This is a genomic window from Rhizobium sp. BK181 (assembly GCF_014193305.1).
Classification (GTDB): Bacteria; Pseudomonadota; Alphaproteobacteria; order Rhizobiales; family Rhizobiaceae; genus Rhizobium.
The window spans coordinates 253072-272256 of record NZ_JACHZA010000006.1; the positions used below are offsets into that span (position 1 = coordinate 253072).

Annotated in this window: 18 protein-coding genes; 7 read left to right on the forward strand and 11 right to left on the reverse strand. The window is 58.9% G+C overall.

The genetic code is table 11. From position 1 onward, the window contains the following. Positions 1-749 precede the first annotated feature (749 nt). Together FHT77_RS31370 and FHT77_RS17325 are read right to left on the reverse strand one after the other, a co-directional pair. A complete protein-coding gene (locus FHT77_RS31370; RefSeq protein WP_246719895.1) occupies positions 750-1475 on the reverse strand; it encodes a DUF5335 family protein in 726 nt (241 codons plus the stop codon). Positions 1476-1780: 305 nt separating this feature from the next. After that, entirely contained in the window at positions 1781-2299 is a 519-nt protein-coding gene (locus FHT77_RS17325; protein ID WP_183756173.1) for an Hsp20/alpha crystallin family protein, read from the reverse strand. 338 nt (positions 2300-2637) lie between these two features. Here FHT77_RS17325 and FHT77_RS17330 point away from each other — a divergent pair, with 338 nt between their 5' ends. The 3 genes from FHT77_RS17330 to FHT77_RS17340 all read left to right on the forward strand — a co-directional run bounded on the left by FHT77_RS17330 (position 2638) and on the right by FHT77_RS17340 (position 3784). Beyond that, positions 2638-2817 carry a hypothetical protein gene (locus FHT77_RS17330; protein WP_183756174.1) on the forward strand — a complete coding sequence of 60 codons (180 nt, stop codon included), beginning with the start codon at positions 2638-2640 and terminating at the stop codon, positions 2815-2817. 11 nt (positions 2818-2828) lie between these two features. Next, complete coding sequence (locus tag FHT77_RS17335; protein ID WP_183756175.1) at positions 2829-3290, forward strand: pyridoxamine 5'-phosphate oxidase family protein; 462 nt, start codon at positions 2829-2831, stop codon at positions 3288-3290. A gap of 251 nt (positions 3291-3541) precedes the next feature. Next, positions 3542-3784: a hypothetical protein gene (locus FHT77_RS17340; protein WP_183756176.1), complete on the forward strand. Its 243-nt coding sequence runs from the start codon at positions 3542-3544 to the stop codon at positions 3782-3784. A gap of 487 nt (positions 3785-4271) precedes the next feature. Here FHT77_RS17340 and FHT77_RS17345 read toward each other — a convergent pair whose 3' ends face one another. The 8 genes from FHT77_RS17345 to FHT77_RS17380 all read right to left on the reverse strand — a co-directional run bounded on the left by FHT77_RS17345 (position 4272) and on the right by FHT77_RS17380 (position 13307). After that, positions 4272-5567 (reverse strand): amidohydrolase family protein, encoded by a 1296-nt coding sequence (locus FHT77_RS17345; protein WP_183756177.1) that lies wholly within the window; start codon positions 5565-5567, stop codon positions 4272-4274. Between the two features lie 11 nt (positions 5568-5578). Then, positions 5579-6520, reverse strand: a complete 942-nt coding sequence (locus FHT77_RS17350) for an ABC transporter permease (protein WP_183756178.1) — start codon at positions 6518-6520, stop codon at positions 5579-5581. Next, positions 6517-7566 carry an ABC transporter permease gene (locus FHT77_RS17355; protein WP_183756179.1) on the reverse strand — a complete coding sequence of 350 codons (1050 nt, stop codon included), beginning with the start codon at positions 7564-7566 and terminating at the stop codon, positions 6517-6519. Before FHT77_RS17355 ends, FHT77_RS17350 begins: the two co-directional genes overlap by 4 nt. Next, positions 7556-9082 carry an ABC transporter ATP-binding protein gene (locus FHT77_RS17360; RefSeq protein ID WP_183756180.1) on the reverse strand — a complete coding sequence of 509 codons (1527 nt, stop codon included), beginning with the start codon at positions 9080-9082 and terminating at the stop codon, positions 7556-7558. Before FHT77_RS17360 ends, FHT77_RS17355 begins: the two co-directional genes overlap by 11 nt. Further along, entirely contained in the window at positions 9079-10503 is a 1425-nt protein-coding gene (locus FHT77_RS17365) for an amidase (RefSeq protein WP_183756181.1), read from the reverse strand. The genes FHT77_RS17360 and FHT77_RS17365 overlap by 4 nt, the downstream gene beginning before the upstream one ends. Positions 10504-10516: 13 nt before the next feature. Further along, on the reverse strand, positions 10517-11503 hold the full coding sequence (locus FHT77_RS17370) for a BMP family protein (protein ID WP_183756182.1): 987 nt from the start codon (positions 11501-11503) through the stop codon (positions 10517-10519). Positions 11504-11749: 246 nt separating this feature from the next. Further along, positions 11750-12058 carry a hypothetical protein gene (locus tag FHT77_RS17375; protein WP_183756183.1) on the reverse strand — a complete coding sequence of 103 codons (309 nt, stop codon included), beginning with the start codon at positions 12056-12058 and terminating at the stop codon, positions 11750-11752. Between the two features lie 988 nt (positions 12059-13046). Continuing rightward, positions 13047-13307, reverse strand: a complete 261-nt coding sequence (locus FHT77_RS17380; protein WP_183756184.1) for a hypothetical protein — start codon at positions 13305-13307, stop codon at positions 13047-13049. Positions 13308-13564: 257 nt separating this feature from the next. Between FHT77_RS17380 and FHT77_RS17385 the strand changes: the two genes are divergently transcribed. The 4 genes from FHT77_RS17385 to FHT77_RS17400 all read left to right on the forward strand — a co-directional run bounded on the left by FHT77_RS17385 (position 13565) and on the right by FHT77_RS17400 (position 18698). Beyond that, a complete protein-coding gene (locus FHT77_RS17385) occupies positions 13565-14338 on the forward strand; it encodes a LamB/YcsF family protein (RefSeq protein ID WP_183756185.1) in 774 nt (257 codons plus the stop codon). Beyond that, positions 14331-15962 (forward strand): urea amidolyase family protein, encoded by a 1632-nt coding sequence (locus FHT77_RS17390; protein WP_183756186.1) that lies wholly within the window; start codon positions 14331-14333, stop codon positions 15960-15962. The genes FHT77_RS17385 and FHT77_RS17390 overlap by 8 nt, the downstream gene beginning before the upstream one ends. A 3-nt stretch (positions 15963-15965) precedes the next feature. Beyond that, the gene (locus tag FHT77_RS17395) at positions 15966-17678 is read left to right on the forward strand and encodes an acetyl/propionyl/methylcrotonyl-CoA carboxylase subunit alpha (RefSeq protein WP_183756187.1); all 1713 of its coding nucleotides are present in this window, start codon (positions 15966-15968) and stop codon (positions 17676-17678) included. Positions 17679-17810: 132 nt separating this feature from the next. Further along, the gene (locus FHT77_RS17400) at positions 17811-18698 is read left to right on the forward strand and encodes a DUF1989 domain-containing protein (protein ID WP_183756188.1); all 888 of its coding nucleotides are present in this window, start codon (positions 17811-17813) and stop codon (positions 18696-18698) included. Between the two features lie 97 nt (positions 18699-18795). Here FHT77_RS17400 and FHT77_RS17405 read toward each other — a convergent pair. Continuing rightward, on the reverse strand, positions 18796-19185 hold a 390-nt coding region (locus tag FHT77_RS17405), incomplete at its 5' end, for a transposase (RefSeq protein ID WP_183756189.1).

Sequence of the window (19185 nt, forward strand, 5' to 3'; positions counted from 1 at the left end):
GCGTCCTCGTTTTCCTGTTGCCCTTTGTCGGCGTCTGCTCCGGCTTTAGTCCTGAGCGGCGCTTAGTTGGCTTTGGACCAAGAGCGCTCGCATCGGGATCAATCCGTATTTCACCTGGGTGACCCGCAGATCGCGATACCAATCAAAAGCGCGCCAGGGATCGGAACCTTGTTGAGGCCCGCGATCCGCCAACCGCAAGGAGAATGCCTGCCTTCAGGATAGGTTCTGAAATGCCGGACCCACATATCCACCGACCGGTTCGGCTTCGGCAAGCACAATCGACATTTCGACGCCTTCGGCCAGGGTCGCCGGATCCTCGGGGTTGTTCTCCCTTGCTCGATGACCACCATTCGAAGCCAACGGATCGCCACCTCACCGATCCAGCGACGATAAACATTCAGGACAAGCTTGATCCCGCCTTCGGTGGGCGCGAGCGCCAGATAGGCCAGTACGAAGTACAGGATTGTATTGAGGCCAGTTCCCTGCGTTGGCCATTGCCGATCCGGCGCTGAACCTCGAGCGGCAGAATTCCCACGGCAAAAGAAGAACGGGCAACAGGACCAAAAACGCCTGGTGGCCACGTCCCATCTTTGATGGAGCCCGAGAGCTTCCGCGGCATCGCGTCAATCTTATCGGATCGCATCTCCCGCTCTTCGAGATGCCCTTGAGAATTGAGCCGCTGGCAATCGTGCGGATTGGGCCGCCTGTTTTACGCATCCCCGGCAGGATGTGAAAAACCGCGCCCACGACTACGCAAATGTCATGAGCTGGTGCCTGGCCCCGATATCAATCACGTCGATCGCGCATACCGTTCCATTTTCGTCGAGTACGGAGATCTTCTGCGGACGGTCGACAACATGGGTCATGCCTTTGACCGAGATTTCGAGAGCATCCTCTTTTGGCTCGTACGTTGCTCCGATGAGCGTTGAAGACCTTATAAGCACCTGATCGCCAAGCGTTTCGCCGATTACTTCAATTTTGATTTCTTTTCCTTCGACCTCTTTATGAAGTTCCGAAAAGTAGGCCGACCAGTCTGACTTCGGAAGCACCCTAACACCCATTCTGTCATCTCCCTTTGATAGGCATCCCGCTGCTGAAAGCAGGGCTTCTGTCGTACGTGATCCATGATTGATCATGACCATTTCAATCCTCCGCTTGGGTTCCGCCTCTAGGAATGCCGGGACGGCGGAAATGACGACGATGATACTGCCGATGATGACGGCCGCCCAGGTGACTGCGGTCGACTCGTGAAGCGGGAGCATGACCCACGGCAAGATTATGACCCAGCCGCCGAGTGCGAATTCGATCAAGGCCTCCCATCTTTCCGGAAGCACGATGCCGACGACTGCCGTTCCCGTCGTCACTGCGCCCGTGAGGACGAGTGCCCACGCTGTTGCATCGCCAGCCAACGGATCCCCGAAACTTGACGGCAAGACCCACGGGCTCGCGAATATCACGGTTCCGAGTGTCACCATGATCGGATCCCGCCAACCAATCCCGCCCATTTTGCCCTCCGACCGGCGCATTAACCGCACGGTCAGAATAGAGCTCCTGATCCGGTCTACATTGCGTTCAATCAAAGTGAGCGGCAATTTTAGAGAAGGAGGTTTCCGGCATCGCGACCGCCGTACAGACCACGTTCGAGGAGCGTGTGTTCCGCGAAAAAAGCCCCGAACTGGGCGGGGCTGAGTAAGGTCCTGAACGTGACCCACGCGATCGCAGTCGTTCGACGCTGCGGCGCGTCTTTCAGACTAGGTTAGGCCGTCAGGTTCCCCGACGTCTATCCCGCTGTAATCTCTATCTTCCGATCATTCTTTTTGGCGTTGGACGTTTTTGGAAGGACCACTTTCAGGACGCCTTTTGCAAAAGACGCGTTCACGGCGTCGACATCGACGTAGTCGGGAAGCTGAAACGAGCGCTGAAAGGCGCCATAGTGGCGCTCGGAAACATGATAGGCCTTGTCTTTTTCTTCTGTCTCTTCGCTCTTCTCGCCCCGTATGGTCAATATGCCGTTCGCGAGCTTCACTTCGATGTTCTTTTCGTCGAGCCCCGGAACCTCTGCGGTAATTTCAAATGCATCGTTCTTTTCCACCACATCGACAGCTGGCGACATGACCAAGCCATTCTGGGTCCCGAAGCCGCGGGGGAGCATCGGGCGCCGTGCGGCGCGCCAAGACGGTCCGAAATCCTCGAACAGTCGGTCGATTTCCGAACGAAGTGACTCGAAAGGTGGCCAGATCCCGCTCTGAGCTGGCGTCATGGTTTTCTGTTCGGTCTTCACGGGGAATGTGTCGGGCATGGCCATCTCCTGTTTGTCAAGCAGATCCCGACTGGATCTCGTTGTCTTGCTCGACATTGAGCAATGCTATCAAAGCACGCCGACCGGCGCGCTGCTTTGATCCCCATCAAACTAGGACACTGTTGTTTCGGTTATTCCGATATGCCGTCATCCAGCTTTCTGTCGTCGTCGTCTCATCTCGGGCCGCGTTCACCACTCTTTTCAGCGTTCGCATGGAGAGCCAAGTCTCCGATGTTTGATCAAGCGCAATGCATCAAAGGCAAATCCGTCGGATCTTATCTGTCGCGTGCTGACGAACCCGCCGCAATGATCAAATTGTCGCCGCCCAGGAGCAGAGGATGCGTACCGAGCACTGCTACAGATGGTTCCGCTGGATGGTGTTCGAACATGCCTTGCTGCTGGTCATCGCGGTAATGATTGCAACGATCTTCAGCGTTCTTTTCGACCGGCCGGGCGGCGATCTTACCCGACGGGAGTTTCATCTGCAGCGATCCGCCGAGGGTCGCCCTGGAAGATAGGGGTGGAGACAATGACAATGGCAATCAGGACTATGACGCATCATGAATGTGTGGAGATGCTGAATGCCGGGCACTATGGCCACCTGGCATGTTGCAACGAGGGACAGCCTTATATTGTGCCAGTGTACTTCGTTTTCGATGCCAGGGTCGCCTACAGCTTTTCGATGCCGGGGCGCAAGGTCGAGTGGATGCGCGAAAACCCGCGAGTTTGTCTGCAAGTCGAGGAACGGCAATTAAAGGGCAGCTGGAGAAGCGTGATCCTCGACGGCAAATTCCAGGAATTGCCGGACAACGACACCTGGCACGAAGAGAGATTGCACGCCTGGTCGCTGCTCCAGAAGCACAGGGATTGGTGGGAGATAGGTTCTCTGAAGCCGGATGCCGTCCCGCCATCCCATGCTTCCCCGCATCTTTTTTACGCCATTTACATGAATGACGTCACCGGCCGGGCAGCGACGCAGATCGACTTATAATTTTTTCAATGATTTCCGCGCGAAGGCATGGCGCCGTGCCGATCCAACACGTCACCTCCTTGCGGTTTTAGGTCGCACGCGAAATTTCGACGCTTGACGTGAACTCCTTGTCTAGACTGCAGAAGTTCGACATTTTGAAACGACAAATGTGTGATGCCGTATCATATCATTTATTGATTTCTAATATACGCATTGACCTTTGATGTCAGGTCACTACTATCCGCCCTGTTTCTTAGAACCGGGAGGCGGGCATGATTTTCAGACCGATCCTTGACGCAGAAATGGCATTGCTCTCACGTTCCGTTCAGACTTGGTACAAGCACTTTCAAGCGGCACCCGACCTGCGGGCCTCGGAGACACTCTGTGGTGCAGCGATTGACCTGTTCAACCAGGGCCACCGAACGCAGGAAGAGCTGGCTTCCATTTTGATTGAGCGATACCCGGGCCTCGCGGCAACGCTTGTCACGTCCTCGACTGCCATCACGATCCACTAGCCTCCATGCGTTAAACCACCGCCCTCTCGCGCGATCGACGCCATGCTGGCAGCCGGCTGTACGCTGCGCGGCACCTCGGCGTGAGGGACCGGGTGAGGTTGAAGCTCTCGTCGCCGGCTCCGCCACCGCCTGTTCCCGGGCTCTGGGCTTTTTGCGTTGGGGTCGGGATCGTCTATCCATCATTGCGATGATAGTCGCCGGCGTCGGCTTTTTGCCTCCGGTCCAGGCGCACTGATACAGGAGGCAATTGACATTGAGGTTGTCCTGAACGCACTTCGAGCGCTCATCTAGCGCAATAGAGGGAGCGACGAGTGAACGTGCCTCCGAAGGCGTCGTCACTGTTCCTTCATGGCCCGCGGAAGTCCTGGTTCCAGCGCTCCACACCAAAGACACACATGACCATTCTGATATCCATGGACTTCCCTCCTTGAACGATGGTCAGTTTATCGGGTCTTGAGCGGCGCGGGGCAGGAGCGCATTTTGGCCCTCACGACGGCGTCATTGGCACGTAATCTAGACCGCTATCGATCGTCGTGGGCCGGCCATCGAGAGACAACTCGGCGATCCGTGGCTTTGATTGAGCGATAATCCTGCCCCGGCGGACGACGCAAAGCCGTGTCGGCTTGAGCCGCAATGCCTCAATCGGGTCGGCTGCCTGCAGGACAACAAAGTCCGCGTTGCAGCCTTTCATCATCCCATAACCTTCGAGACCCATCGTCTTTGCAGAGTTCACTGTAAGGGCGTCGAAGATCTTTCTCTTGTCATCGATCCCGGCCATCTGCGCCACATGGATCGCCATATGTCCGACTTCCAGCATGTCGCCTGAGCCCATCGAATACCAGGGATCCATGACGCAGTCGTGCCCGAAGGAGACGTTAAGCCCGGCATCCATCAGTTCACGCACGCGTGTCATGCCGCGGCGCTTGGGATAGGTATCGTGCCTGCCCTGTAGCATGATGTTGATCAGGGGGTTGGGGATGACATTGATTTCAGCTTCGGCCATCAGCGGGATGAGCTTCGAGACATAGTAGTTGTCCATCGAATGCATCGAGGTGAGGTGGGAACCGGCAACACGTCCCTGGAGCCCGAAACGCACTGTCTGGGCCGCCAGCGTTTCAATGTGACGCGACATCGGATCGTCCGTCTCGTCGCAATGCATGTCGACCGGAAGTCCGCGATCAGCGGCGATCCTGCACAGCGCCTCGACAGACGCGCGCCCGTCTTCCATCGTTCGCTCGAAATGCGGAATACCGCCGACAATGTCGATCCCCATGTCGAGGGCACGCTTCAGCGAGTCGACACCGCCTTCCGCCCGGTAATAGCCATCCTGCGGAAAGGCAACGAGTTGCAAGTCGATGTAGGGCTTTACCCGTTTTCGAACCTCGATCAGAGCCTCGGCGGTTATGAGACGTGGATCGGACGTATCGACGTGGCTTCTGATGGAAAGAAGGCCTTGGCTTACGGCAAGGTCGCAGTAGCGCAGGGCGCGACCGACCAGCGCCTCCTGTGTCAATGACGGACGAAGCTCACCCCAGAGCGAGATGCCTTCGAGAAGCGTGCCCGAGATGTTCATTCGCGGCAGGCCGAGTGACAGCGTGGCATCCATGTGGAAATGGGGATCAACGAAGGGAGGTGTTACGAGCCGCCCGGTTGCATCGATTTCCGTTCCGGCAGAAGCCTCGATCTGCTGCTCGATCGCAGCAATCTTTCCGTTCTCCACCGCAATGTCGATCCCGTTGCGGCCATCGGGAAGGTTCGCTTTTCTGATGATCAGCTCGAACATTGGGTCTCCTTTTACCGTTCGCCACGGCGATAAGATTGCATCAGGGCCTGAGGAACGCGCGCACGGCGTGCCATGACGGCAAGCGCCAGGATCGACAGGATATACGGGGTCATCAGAAAAATCTGATAGGGAATGCCCTGGACGACGGTCTGCAGGCGAAGCTGGAAGGCGTCAAAGAAGGCGAAGAGAAGCGCTCCAAAAAGTGCACGCCCGGGTCTCCAGGATGCGAAGACGACAAGCGCAATGCAGATCCACCCACGACCCTGGACCATGGTCGGGAAGAAGCTGTTGAAGGCTGACAGCGTCAGGAACGCGCCGCCCATGCCCATTAACGCGCTGCCGACGATCACCGCACCATAGCGTATCCGGATCGGATCGACGCCCTGGGCTTCTGCTGCATGCGGGTTTTCACCGGTCATGCGAAGCGCAAGACCAAGTGGCGTGTGAAAGACGACGTAGGCAAGAAGGAGCGCGGTGAGGATGGCGAGATAGGTTGGCGCTGTTTGCGTGAAAAAGGCCGGTCCAACAAATGGCATGGTGGAAAGGCCAGGGATGCTGATTGGCTGGAAGGGGACGATCGTTGGCGGTGTGCCGGCCACAGGTACGATCAGACGGAAAATATAGTAACTGAAGCTTGAGGCAAACAGCGTCACGCCAAGACCGGAGACATGCTGGGACAGGCCGAGCGTAACAGTCATCACGGCGTGCAGGAAACCGAACACCATGCCTGCCAGTGCGGCCACAAAGAGACCGGTCCAAAGGTCGGCGTCGTGATAGACCGCAAGCCACCCGATCATCGCGCCGAAGGTCATGATGCCCTCGATGCCGAGGTTGAGAACGCCGGCGCGTTCTGACAGAAGGGCGCCAAGGGTGCCAAAGATCAGGGGTGTGGCAATGCGAAGGATTGCCGCCCACAGGCCGGCCGATGAGATGATGTCGACAATAATGTTCATCGCCGGATCCTGTATTGGGTGAAGAACAGGGCAACGAGCATCGTCAGGAGCGACAGCGCTACGGTTACGTCAGCGATGTAGGTCGGTATGGCCAGGCTGCGGCTCATGCCGTCGGCACCGACGAACATGGTTGCCGTGAACAGCGCCGCAAGCACGACACCGAGCGGGTTCAGGTTGGCGAGCATGGCGACGACGATACCGGAATAGCCGAAGCCAGGGGACAGATCCGTGGTGACATAGCCCTTGACGCCGAGGACTTCGATCGCGCCGGCAAGTCCCGCAAGTCCTCCGGAAAGACAGGCAACCTTGACCAGGGTCCGCGTCAGAGGCACGCCGGCAAACGCCGCGCCCTGCGGACTGAGGCCAGCAGCGCGTGACTGCATGCCAAAGACCGTCCTCGTCTGCAGGAAATGAATGATGACCGCAAGGACGATCGCAATCAGGAGGCCGATATGGAGGCGCGAGCGGGCAACCAGCTTCGGCAGCATGGCATCGTCGACCACGGACTGCGACTGTGGCCACCCAAAGGCCATTGGATCCTTCAGCACACCGTTGATCAGCATGGAGACAAAAAGCAGCGCGATGAAGTTGACCAGGAGACTGGTCACCACCTCGTCAACAGAGAAGCGCAATCTGAGCCACAGCGGGACGAGGATCAGCACCATGCCCGCGACAGCACCGATCAATAGCAAGGATGGAATGAGGATCGGGCCCGGCAGGCCAGCCAGCAGTTTGGAGCCGCAGGCGGCGACTGCGATAGCGCCGACGTAGAACTGGCCTTCCGCGCCGATATTCCAAAGCCTTGCCCTAAAGGCCGTCGCGGCTGCAAGACCGGTCAGGATAAGGGGCGTCGCCCGGGTCAAGGTCTCGGTCGCCGAGAGACGTGAGCCGAAGGCGCCAATCAGGATGCGGCGATAGGCCTCCAGGACTGGCGCGCCGGCGATTGCGATCAGAATGCCGGCAAGCAGAAGTGCTGAGACGACGGCAGCGATCGGCGAACCGACCAGGAGATAGACCGGCCGATGCTCGCGGCGTTCAAGGCGCATGTCTGATCTCCGTGGGGGTCTCACTCCAGTCGCCCGCCATCATCAGGCCAAGCCGGCGTGCATCGATGTCTCCCGAGTCGACAGGCGGCGACAGGCTGCCACCGACGATCGCCTGGATCCGGTCCGCAAGCGCGATCACTTCATCAAGATCCTCGGAGATCAACAAAACCGCCGTGCCCTGCCTGCGGGCGTCCAGGATCCGGGCGTGGACGGCGGCCACAGCGCCCTCGTCGAGACCGCGTGCCGGCTGCGCGGCGATCAGAATACGGGGGCGCTGCTGCAGATTCCTGCCGAGGATAAGCTTTTGCATGTTCCCACCGGACAGGAGGCGGGTACGGCTGCGCGGCGCACCACCTCTCACGTCGAAGGCATCAATGATCTCCCGGGCAAACGTCATGCCTGCCTTGCGGTCGACCATTCCGGCCCGGGAGAAGGCGGGAAGACGCTCGAGCACGACGTTTTCCCATATTGCCATTTCGCCGATCGCCCCTTCCTTGTTTCGGTCTTCGGGAATGCGGCCGATGTCAGCTGCGACGACGTCCGCCACGTCGAGATTGCCGACATTTTTTCCGAACAGGACGAGATCACCCGCCGTGCGCGACAGCATGCCGGACAACAAGGCTGCCAAGGGCGCCTGCCCGTTTCCGGAAACGCCGATGATACCGAGCACCTCGCCTTCACTGAGGTGGAAGTTGATGCTCTTCAGCCTGTCGACCCCGCCAATCCTGGCGGTGATCCCAACGCCTTCCAGGACAACGGTGCCGGGTGTCGACGGTTCGCGTACGGGGCGGCTGACCCGGTGACCGACCATCAGTTCAGCGAGTTCGGCCTTGCTGGTTTCCGACTGAAGACGCTCGGCGACCATCTTGCCCCCGCGCAGCACGACAATCCTGTCGGCGGCGGCCATGACCTCATCCAGCTTGTGGGAGATAAAGATCACCGACAATCCCTGGCGGGCCATCTCCTTCAACGTCGAGAACAGCCGTTCGGCCTCGATATTGGTGAGAACGGCGGTTGGCTCGTCGAGGATCAGGATTCGAGCGTCGTTGAAGAGCGCCTTGAGAAGCTCGACGCGTTGTTGCTCCCCGACCGACAGATCACCGAGACGTGCGTCAGGGTCGACCTTGAGCCCGAAACGATCCGAAATCGAAAGGAGCTTCCTGCGCGCGGCGTTCGTGTTCGAGCGCGACGCCCAGAGTTTTTGCGTCCCGGTCATGATGTTCTCGATGACCGTGAGATTTGCCGCGAGCGAGAAATGCTGGTGCACCATGCCAACGCCAGCCCGGATTGCCTCGCGGGGCCTGCCCGGCGACAGCTCGCGGCCATGGATCATTATGCGACCGGAGTCAGGCACATAGTGACCGAAGAGGATGCTCATCAACGTTGTCTTGCCGGCACCGTTTTCGCCAAGGAGTGCGATAATCTCTCCTTCCTTGAGTGACAGCGAAATATCATCGTTGGCAAGGTTGTCGCCGAACCGCTTCGAGACACGGGAAATATCGAGCACGGTGGTCATGCGGGCGCGCCCGCGATTTCGAAGGGATGTTGCCAACGGCCTTCGGCTTCCAGTCGCAAGGCGAGCGACAGGAGCTGCAGATCGCGGCCGATTGGTGCCATCAGCTGGATCGGCAGCGGCAAGCCGGCAGCATCTGATCCGAAAGGAAGCGTCAAGGCAGGAACCCCCGAGACATTGGCGAGTGGCGCGAGCGGCGCGAAGGCAGCCATGCGATCGAAATGCAGCTCGGTGTCGGCATGATCGGATGGGAACGAGCCGACGGCAAGGGGTGCCGACGACAGCATTGGGGACAGAACGCAATCAACCCTGTCGAAGAGACCCCACATATGATGGCTGACGAGAACAGCCCTGTTCAGCGATGCCCAAAGGGCGGCGGCAGGCATCGCGCTGCCCTGTTCGGCGACTGCCTGTGTCAGGCGCTCGGCCATTGCCAGGTCGAGCCCAAGGTCCTCTGCCAGATTGAACAGGTTGACGGCGACAATGTCCTCGAAAACACGCGCGCTATATCCTGCGGCGGTTTCAAAATCGCTCCACTCAAGTCGGACGATCTCGTGGCCGTCTGTCTCGAGCGCAGTCGCCGCCGCCTCGACTGCATCCAGCCGGTCGGCGGCGGTTGGAAACCGCGCACCGGTATCCATCAGGAGGCCGATCTTCAGGCGGGACGAAGAAGATGCCTCCATGGCCACATCAGGAAATGGGCCACGCGCTTTACCGCTCAACGAGATCAGAGCGAGCTGCGTGTCCCGGACTGAGCGTGCCACGACGAATTCGCTTGCGATGCCACCGAGGTGATTGCCGAACGAAGGACCTGCTGGCATGGCGCCCCGGCTGGGCTTCAGCCCAACCAGGCCGCAGCAGGCGGCGGGAACGCGAATGGAGCCGCCAGCGTCGGTCGCATGTGCTATTGAAACGATGCCGGCGGCGACAGCTGCGGCCGCACCACCCGATGAACCGCCAGCGGTTCGGGATGGGTCATGCGGATTACGACAGACCGGCCCAATTGCCGGCTCACTTGCAAGCGACAGGCCGAGTTCGGGGCTCGTGGTCAGGCCAAACAGGCAAAAGCCAGCCGCGCGAAACCGGGCTGCAAGCTCGGAATCGGCATTGCCGGAATCTCGCTTGAAAAGGCGCGAACCGGCTGCAACCGGCAGACCCTTGAACGGGCCGCCAAGATCCTTGGCAAGCGTCGGCACACCACCAAACGCACGCGCCGAGAAACGCGTCGGGGCGGCCCGACGCTCGTCGTCGGCTGCCTGGGCGGTCGCCATCCCCATTGGGCCATCAAGATGAGTAATGGCACCAAGACTGGAAAGCCGGGTGGCAGCGGCCAGAGACTGCCGCATCGCCTCCGTTGCAGTCAGTTGGCCGGAACGGATCAGTTCCGAAACGTCGGTGGCGTCGACTGGCCGTTTGCCGGGCATGAATCGGCCGAACTTACTTTGGCTGTTCCATGTTCTGCGGCACCTCGAACTTGCCGGCCTTGATGTCGGCGCGCTTGGCTTCCATGGCCGCTTCCGCGTCTGCGGGCGCCACGCCCTTCACAAAGACGATGTCGCTTCCACCTTCCTTCATCAGCCCGAAGGCGGTGTAGTTGCGGCCGACGGGCTTGCCCGCAGCGACATCGGCAATCGCCGCGTTCAGAATGGGCCTGAAACCCCACAGGGCATTTGCAAAGACGGTGTCGGGATAGCGTGGGGTATAGTCGATCAATGATCCGACAGCCTTGATCTTGCGTTCCTTGGCCGCATCGGCAGTTCCGATGCGCTCGCCAAACAGGATGTCGGCACCAGCATCGATCTGGGCAAGGCCTGCCTCGCGCGCCTTCGGCGGATCGAAGAACGTGCCAATGAAGGCCACGAGATGCTTGCAGTCGGGATTGACCGACTTGACACCTTCGGCGAAGGCGTTGATCAGCATGTTGACCTCGGGAATAGGCATGGCGCCAACGGAGCCGACCATGTTCGACTTGGTCATCTTGCCTGCCAGCATCCCCGCGAGATAGGCGCCGTCGTAATTCCAGGTGCCGAAGACGCCGAAATTGCTGCCTTCTTCCTTGCCGCTCGATCCGAGAACAAACGCGGTGTCGGGGTAATCGGCCGCCACCTGGCGCGCTTCCTTTTCGACGGCATAGGCTTCGCCGATAATCAGCTTGTTTCCTTGCTCGGCATATTCGCGCATGGCGCGGGGATAGTCGGTCCCGGAAACACCTTCTGAAAATACATATTCAATTACGCCCTCCTTGGCGGCGTCCTGCAAGGCCTTGTGAAGACAAGAATTCCAGGCGTTCTCGACGGGCGAGGCATGGATGCCCGCCACCTTCAATGGGGCAGCAGCGCGCGCGATCGGGGCCAGCCCGCTGACGCCAAGTGCAATGCCTGAGGCCATGAGCGCGCGACGTGACATGAGAAGGTCTTTTGTCATGATTGTTCCCCTTTTTTTACCGTTTGGTTCAAAACCATATGGAGGGGCTAAAAAAGTGTCAAGCGAGGTCCGGGTTTAAAAAATGGGCATAGCCAGTTGCCTTCCGCCTCGCAAATAAGTAGCCGTCATGCCCATATGAGGTTTGCTTATGGTGACCGAGCGCGATGCCTCTCAATTCGTCGATCTTCGGGATCGGCTTTGTCGCCGCGTTTCGTCTTCAAGGCCGCCCGCCGACCTCGAGCAGCGTCAAAAGACGTCTCTACCACCTAGACCGATAAATTCCGTCCTGAATCCCTGACTGTTTGCCTGTTTCAACAGCCGGTTGGTGCTCAGGATGTCCAGTTTCATGCTTCCGGCGAAGCAGGCACGAAGAGGACAGCAGAGTTCACTTGTCGCCCATTCGAGCGCTGTACGAGAAAGCATCGTCACGATCCAGTGGTCGTCGTCCGCCCGCTCGAGCAAGATGTCGGCACCACCTCTGCCAACGGCGGTGATCGGTGGACATTTCACCGGGGACATTGACGATGTTCTTTGGCGAGTGACCGATTGATCCATCCTGTATGCCTCCTTGTCGATAGGTCGGTCCCTGGGACCAAGTTCTGTGGAGGCTATCTGAACGCCGTAGATGATGTCGTTGATCCAAATCAAGGCGACTTCCATTTTGTCGTCGGACCCGATGGTCGGCCAACCGGATGGTCCCGCATGCTGCAAAGCGCGTCCAGACGTCGCACTGGCGTTGTGTGACGCTATTCCCATATTGACCGGTATGGAACACAAACAGTCAAAGGCAATTGGCGTTACTGCCTTTATAGGGCTTGCCTGCCTGCTTTTGGTCGCACTTTCGGTCCTTGGTCACAGCGGATACGCTCGTCTGGTTGAGGCTGGCCTGTCTGTGTCAGGTTTGCTTACCGGGTGAGGTGGCGGATCTCGGTATCTTCGCCTCTGGGACGATGGCGGGATGCCTAACGGTGCGTTCCGGTTCTATGAGGTGGTGACTGCACCGGTCCAAACGGCACTTCGGCTCAAACGTGCCAGATACGCCGCGGTCCTCTGAGACATCACTGGCGTGCTTACGATGGCCATGCGCGTCATCGATAAACGAGCAGAAGTCGCCAGCCGCCACGCATACGACCTTGTAGCGAAGGTGTGGACGGGAGCGCGTCATGTCGGTCGTCGCCTCGAGAGTCGGAGACCGATCTTTGTTCACATTCATGCGCCGATACGACGGCCCTCGAAGAATGGGCCACTCTTCAAGGGAAAAAGAATCGGAAACCGGAATTTCCATGGTATGTATAAGGCGTCCGTTATGAAGGTCTTATGAGGATGACGCGATCAACATCCAACATCGGCTGTCGCGGGCCTGCACGACTTTGGTCTGATTTTCTCTTTTTTCGAGCACGACATACTCTCTCATCTGTCATCGAAGAACGGATAGTCCAGGGAGGGTGGGGTTTGGCCGCTGCCCCGCGAATCCGAACCTCACCGATTAGACTTACCTTGCCGGACTGACGGCGAGGTCTTCGGAAGCACTCAATTGCTCAAGTCAATCCTTTCGGCCGATCGTTGAATTGCCTCGACTTGGATCATCAACTTCATTGAGTGCGAACGCGAGCGGGAAAGCCGTGCTGCGGGATGCGTTAGAGGTTTCTAAATGCTGCTCTGCTAATGTCTGGGCATGCGCGGTTTGATTTTCATCGTTGGCCTCATAGCTTTCCTCTCTGTGGTCGACCAGATCGCGTGCCGAGGGCTGTACAGCCGTATGGCTTGGCGGGAAACCACAGAGCAGGCTGATTATTTCAAGCACCAGGTCGGCTATTGGGTCGGACGCCTCCTCGCTGTCTGATCTCCAGGCGGGTCCGGTTCCTCAAGGACATAACCGGCGCCGAGACGTCGCGGGCTAAGCGGGCTTCGATGAGGCTGGCTCTTCGAGAGCTTGGAACTCGGGACATCCGTTGCAACCGGGCTCTCCACGCCCGCAGGTCAGATCATATTTGTCGACGTTGATCCCTGAGAAGTTATAGACCAATAATCTCGAATCCTCATTCTCCAATGGTGTGCGACATGGCAAGTATCGACCTTAACAGCGACCTCGGCGAAAGTTTCGGACCGTGGAGAATGGGCGACGATGCCGCCGTGCTTCAGATCGTCACAAGCGCCAACATCGCTTGCGGTTTCCACGCCGGCGATCCCGCCGGTATATTGAGCGTTTTGCGGGAAGCGGCCCACCGCGGAGTGGTGGTCGGTGCACATGTCGGCTATCGCGATCTCGCTGGCTTTGGTCGCCGCAACATGGATCCGTCGAGTGATGAGCTCGTCGGCGATACGATCTATCAGATCGGTGCATTGCAGGGTCTCGCCCGGGCGGCCGGAACATCGGTGCGATACGTCAAGCCACATGGGGCGCTTTACAACACCATCGCCAACGATACGCGACAGGCAGCGGATGTCATTGCGGCCATAAAGGCGATCGATCCCGCCTTGGTATTCCTGGCACTTGCAGGTGCCCCTGTCGTGAAGCAAGCACGCGACGCTGGTTTGACGGTCGTATCCGAAGCTTTTGCCGACCGGGCATACAATGCCGACGGAAGTCTCGTCAGCCGTAGACTACCAGGCTCGGTTATTCATGATCCGGAAGTCATTGCCGAGCGCATGCTCAAGATGGTGAATGAGCAGCGGGTCACGACCATCGACGGTATCGATATTCCGCTTGAGGCAGAATCGATCTGCGTTCACGGCGACACGCCGGCGGCAGTTGGGATCGCACGTACGTTGCGTGAAACCTTTGAAAAACGCGGTATCGACCTGAAGTCCTTTGTCGGCCCCTCACATGTGTGAGCTGCTTCGCTTCCTTCCTGCCGGGAGTGATGGCTTCCTCGTCGAGCTCAAGGATCTCGAAACGACCTTGACGCTTCTCGATGCGCTTCTTGCCACGCCGCTTCCCGGTGTGGTGGAAGCAATCCCCGCTGCGCGGACCGTGATGATAAAGTTCGATCCCTATCTGACGGACCGTCAAACACTGACGAATTCGATTGCGCGGATGGATCTGTCGAAGCGCAGTGTCCGTCAGGGCGATCTGTTTGAAATCCCGGTAACTTATGATGGTGCTGACCTCGAGGAGGTGGCGAAGCTGCTTGGCTGGTCGGTGGAAGAACTTATCCGCCGGCACACCGAGGCGACGTATACGGTCGCCTTTACCGGTTTTGCGCCGGGCTTTGCCTACATGACCTGCGATGATGAGGGCTTCGACGTTCCACGACGAAGGAGTCCGCGCGTGAAGGTCCCTGCCGGGTCGGTGGCATTGGCCGGAAAGTTTGGCGGAATCTACCCCTCGGACAGTCCCGGCGGCTGGCAGTTACTCGGATCGACCCCTCTCAAAATGTGGGACACTGCGCGTGAACGGCCGGCTCTTCTGGCGCCAGGCGATCGTGTTTGCTTTCGCAATCTGGCGCAGCGCCCGGCCATTCCAGTGACTTCAGTCAAGGGTAAGACACCGGCCTCAGCGCCCGTAACGGAAGGCCTTCTGGTGACCAGGTCGGACCGGCCGGCCCTTTATCAGGATCTCGGTCGGAAAGGCCGCTCGAGCCAGGGCGTCTCGGAGTCCGGCGCGCTCGATCGCGGCGCAATGCAGGCTGCCAATCTGCTTCTGGGTAATCCTCGCGAGAGCGCTGTCATCGAAGTGACCTTCGGCGGATTTGCCTTTCAGGCGGACCGGGCGGTGACTGTTGCCGTGACCGGTGCTCCCTGTTCCATGACGATCCGAACGCCCAATGGTAGCGAGATCAAAGCGCCCTTTGCCCGGGCCTTTGCGCTCGACGCGGGAGACGAGGTGACCCTGGGCATCCCGTCGGCCGGAATGCGCAGCTATCTTGCCTTACGTGGCGGTTTTCTCGTCGAGCCGATGCTTGGCTCGGCAGCCACCGATACCTTGGCGAAGGTTGGTCCCGAGACCATTCAGACAGGCAGTCTGCTGGTCCCTGCTTCAAAGCCTGCCTGCGCTGTCGACGAAAGCCCGCAAGAAGCTGGTAGGCTGCCTCGTGCGGGCGAGATTGTAACACTTGATGTCATTCCCGGGCCGCGAACCGATTGGTTCACGCAGACCGGTATTGAAACGCTGCGCACACAGGAATGGGACGTCACACCACAATCGAGCCGCATCGGCATGCGCCTGTCCGGGAACGCTCCGATCGAAAGAAGTGTTCATGGGGAGCTTCCCTCCGAAGGGACCGCACATGGCGCAATCCAGGTTCCTGCCGAGGGCCAACCCGTTCTTTTTTTGGCCGACCATCCGCTGACCGGTGGTTATCCCGTGATCGGTGTTGTCGCCAGCCACCATCTCGATCTTGCTGGCCAGATCCCGATCGGCGCACGCATCCGCTTCAATCTGATTGCCGCCTTCGATCCGCAGGAGAGGCAGGCTGAACCACTTGTCCCGGCCGCTGCTATCACACAGGAAGACTGACTGATGAAAAAGCTGCTGATCGCCAATCGTGGCGAAATCGCCGTTCGCATCATCCGCGCCGCGCGCGACTACGGCGTCTCATCGGTTGCCATCTACTCTGATGCCGATGCAAACGCATTGCATGCAGAGCTTGCTGACGAGGCCTATGGCCTCGGACCGGGCCGTCCTTCAGAGACTTATCTGAATATCGGCCGGATTCTTGAGATTGCGCGACGCTCAGGCGCCGATGCCGTTCATCCGGGCTATGGATTTTTGTCCGAGCGATCCGAGTTCGCGAGTGCCGTGATTGAGGCCGGGCTGATATGGGTGGGGCCTTCGCCTGACGTCATTGCGGCTCTTGGCGACAAGGTCGAGGCACGTCGCGTTGCCGAAAAGGTGGGAGCGCCGCTTGTCAAGGGATCGAATGGCCCGATTTCTACAGCGGCAGACGCGGTTGCCTTTGCCCGCGAGGTCGGCCTGCCTCTTGCCATCAAGGCAGCGTTTGGGGGTGGCGGTCGTGGCATGAAAGTCGCCCGACGGCTGGAGGAGGTTGGCGAGCTCTTCAATTCAGCCGTGCGCGAGGCAACTGAAGCGTTTGGCCGGGGTGAATGTTACGGCGAGCAGTTCCTGGAAAAGCCGCGCCACATCGAGGCGCAGGTGATCGCCGACAGCCATGGCAACACGGTTGTCCTCGGGACACGGGACTGCTCGCTGCAGCGCCGCAACCAGAAGCTTGTCGAGGAGGCGCCAGCGCCCTTCATCAGCGAAGAGCAGCGCAACCGCATCCATGAGGCGGCGAAAGCGATCTGCGCGGAGGTCGGATACTGCGGGGCCGGGACTGTCGAGTTCCTGTTGTCGCAAGATGGCGTCATTTCATTTCTCGAGGTCAACACCCGCCTTCAGGTCGAACATCCCGTCACCGAGGAAACCACGGGCATCGACATCGTGGTCGAACAGTTGCGCATCGCCGACGGCCTGGCGCTATCAGTCATGGAAACCCCGGAACCGCGCGGACACGCCTTCGAATTTCGCATCAATGCCGAGGACCCTGGAAGAGGCTTTCTTCCGACGCCGGGGCTGATTACGCGCTTTCGCGCCCCGTCGGGAATAGGCATTCGCCTCGATACGGGCGTCGAAACGGGCTCTGACATTCCGGACCTTTACGATTCCATGATGGCGAAGCTGATTGTCACGGGATCATCGCGCACCCACGCCCTTGAGCGTGCACGCCGGGCATTGGCCGAGTTCCGGATCGACGGCGTCGCCTCGGTCCTGCCGTTCCACCGCGCCGTGGTGAACGAGCCTGACTTTATCGGCCAGGATAGGTTCGGGGTCTTCACAAAATGGATAGAGACGCAGTTTTCAGGGATCCTGCCCGCACCACGTGTCGATCTTGTCGAAAGCGGTCTCGTTCGCAGTTTCATCGAGATCGACGGCAGACGACATGAACTCGCCCTGCCAGCTGGCCTGTTCTCGGTTTCTGGCGCCGCTGCCATTAAACCCGCTGGCGAAACGCCTCGCGCAAGCGAAGGAGCGGTTACAACTCCCATTCCCGGAACGTTGCGTCAATGGCTTGTCGAGGATGGTGCCGAAGTGGTTGAAGGCGATATCGTTGCAATCGTCGAGGCGATGAAAATGGAAACGCGGATCGCCGCGCCGAGATCCGGCCGTATTCGTCACATTGCCAAGATCGATGCCGTTCTTGGCCTCGGCGCCGAACTCGCGACAATTCAATAAGTCTATGAATTCAACGCTGCGGCAAAAGAACCTGTTGAAACCTCCATCGGTTCTGCGAACATGGCTAGATTTTGAGCAAACTGACCTGCCTTCAATAGGCAGTCCCAATATGCAGCATGGAGAGGACGAGGGATGAAGCCCCCACCCGTCACTGAAGCCCCGCAAGATGCATCAGCGCGCAGGGCAATCGCTCCTGTGATTTGCTATCCGGTGCAAAGCCTGCCACGTCCCGATCTTAAGGCCTACCGCGCCTTGCGCGCGGACCTCACGCTTGTGAAGCGCGTGACTGTTCCAGCGCGAGATGCCGCATGCTGGACGGTGCCGACAGGCTACTTTTGTCGCATTCTCTGCGGCGAGGGTCCGCAGGTCGGCGATCTCAATCTGTTCAACGCCAACAACATTAGCGAGCGCCTCTATACGGGCAAAACCCGTGCCTTGAACGGAACTCATGTCGGGCTTGGCGACCAGCTATTCTCGAACCTGCCTTATCTGCGGCCCATCGCGACGATCACCCATGATACGCTTGACTGGTATGGCTTCGACGCGTTTGGAGGCTCAGTACACGACGTCATAGGAACACGTTGCGATCCCTACACGCATAACCTCCTGAGCCATGGAGGACAGTATCATCACTGCTGTCATTCGAACCTCACACGGGCCTTTGCAGAGGAAACCGGAATGCCGCTGGACGAAGCGTCGACACACATCCACGACGTCCTGAACGTATTCATGTGCACGGGCTTTACCCGGGATACGGGGCAGTACTTCATGAAGGCGAGCCCGGTGCGCCCGGGCGATTACCTGGAGTTCTTCGCAGAAATCGATCTTCTCGCTTGCATGTCAGCATGTCCCGGGGGCGATTGCTCGTCCGAACATTCGTCGGATGCCGCGGCGTGCTATCCCCTCGAAGTCGAGGTCTATCGACCGTCGAGCCTGCCGCAGGGTTGGGTGCCATCGCAGGTCAATGGATATGATGGCACGCACGGCGTGCAGGCTCCCAAAAAGGAGCTGTTTCCCTGACCGCTGCTTCTCAAAGAAGTGGTACAGAACGCCCCGGTCACCACATAGCCCGGACAAACGAAGAGCCCCGCAACCGCGGGGCTAGAGCGCCGTACGTTTAATCGAACCCATAGCCTGCGGCTGTAAAATAGTTTCGACATTCTTGGCTATTGAAGAGGTTGCAGATTGATCCGAGCGCATTTGAGAGTGCGTCAAATGTGCGAGCGGCGGCGGCTCTGAGATGGGCCTTAATTTTGGCGAAGGCCATTTCGATCGGGTTCAAATCTGGCGAATAAGACGGCAGAAACAGGAACCACGCGCCAACCTCCTTGAGGCAGGCTTTGGCTTTATCGCTTTTGTGAACGCGAAGATTATCCAGGATGACGACATTGCCTGGTTGGAGTGTCGGTGCGAGCTGGGTCTCTATGTAGGTGTCGAAGATTTCCCGATTCATCGGCCTGTCGATAATCCAGGGCGCAGTAAGACCGAAACAGCGCAAGCCTGCAAT

What these genes read in the sequence shown, in the direction of transcription:
- FHT77_RS17360 (WP_183756180.1), bottom strand. Translation starts at nt 9,082, where the DNA reads ATGACCACCGTGCTCGATATTTCCCGTGTCTCGAAGCGGTTCGGCGAC.
- FHT77_RS17365 (WP_183756181.1), bottom strand. Translation starts at nt 10,503, where the DNA reads ATGCCCGGCAAACGGCCAGTCGACGCCACCGACGTTTCGGAACTGATC.
- FHT77_RS17370 (WP_183756182.1), bottom strand. Translation starts at nt 11,503, where the DNA reads ATGACAAAAGACCTTCTCATGTCACGTCGCGCGCTCATGGCCTCAGGC.
- FHT77_RS17345 (WP_183756177.1), bottom strand. Translation starts at nt 5,567, where the DNA reads ATGTTCGAGCTGATCATCAGAAAAGCGAACCTTCCCGATGGCCGCAAC.
- FHT77_RS17355 (WP_183756179.1), bottom strand. Translation starts at nt 7,566, where the DNA reads ATGCGCCTTGAACGCCGCGAGCATCGGCCGGTCTATCTCCTGGTCGGT.
- FHT77_RS17395 (WP_183756187.1), top strand. Translation starts at nt 15,966, where the DNA reads ATGAAAAAGCTGCTGATCGCCAATCGTGGCGAAATCGCCGTTCGCATC.
- FHT77_RS17350 (WP_183756178.1), bottom strand. Translation starts at nt 6,520, where the DNA reads ATGAACATTATTGTCGACATCATCTCATCGGCCGGCCTGTGGGCGGCA.
- FHT77_RS31370 (WP_246719895.1), bottom strand. Translation starts at nt 1,475, where the DNA reads ATGGTGACACTCGGAACCGTGATATTCGCGAGCCCGTGGGTCTTGCCG.
- FHT77_RS17335 (WP_183756175.1), top strand. Translation starts at nt 2,829, where the DNA reads ATGACAATGGCAATCAGGACTATGACGCATCATGAATGTGTGGAGATG.
- FHT77_RS17325 (WP_183756173.1), bottom strand. Translation starts at nt 2,299, where the DNA reads ATGCCCGACACATTCCCCGTGAAGACCGAACAGAAAACCATGACGCCA.
- FHT77_RS17400 (WP_183756188.1), top strand. Translation starts at nt 17,811, where the DNA reads ATGAAGCCCCCACCCGTCACTGAAGCCCCGCAAGATGCATCAGCGCGC.
- FHT77_RS17330 (WP_183756174.1), top strand. Translation starts at nt 2,638, where the DNA reads ATGCGTACCGAGCACTGCTACAGATGGTTCCGCTGGATGGTGTTCGAA.
- FHT77_RS17375 (WP_183756183.1), bottom strand. Translation starts at nt 12,058, where the DNA reads ATGGATCAATCGGTCACTCGCCAAAGAACATCGTCAATGTCCCCGGTG.
- FHT77_RS17390 (WP_183756186.1), top strand. Translation starts at nt 14,331, where the DNA reads ATGTGTGAGCTGCTTCGCTTCCTTCCTGCCGGGAGTGATGGCTTCCTC.
- FHT77_RS17385 (WP_183756185.1), top strand. Translation starts at nt 13,565, where the DNA reads ATGGCAAGTATCGACCTTAACAGCGACCTCGGCGAAAGTTTCGGACCG.
- FHT77_RS17340 (WP_183756176.1), top strand. Translation starts at nt 3,542, where the DNA reads ATGATTTTCAGACCGATCCTTGACGCAGAAATGGCATTGCTCTCACGT.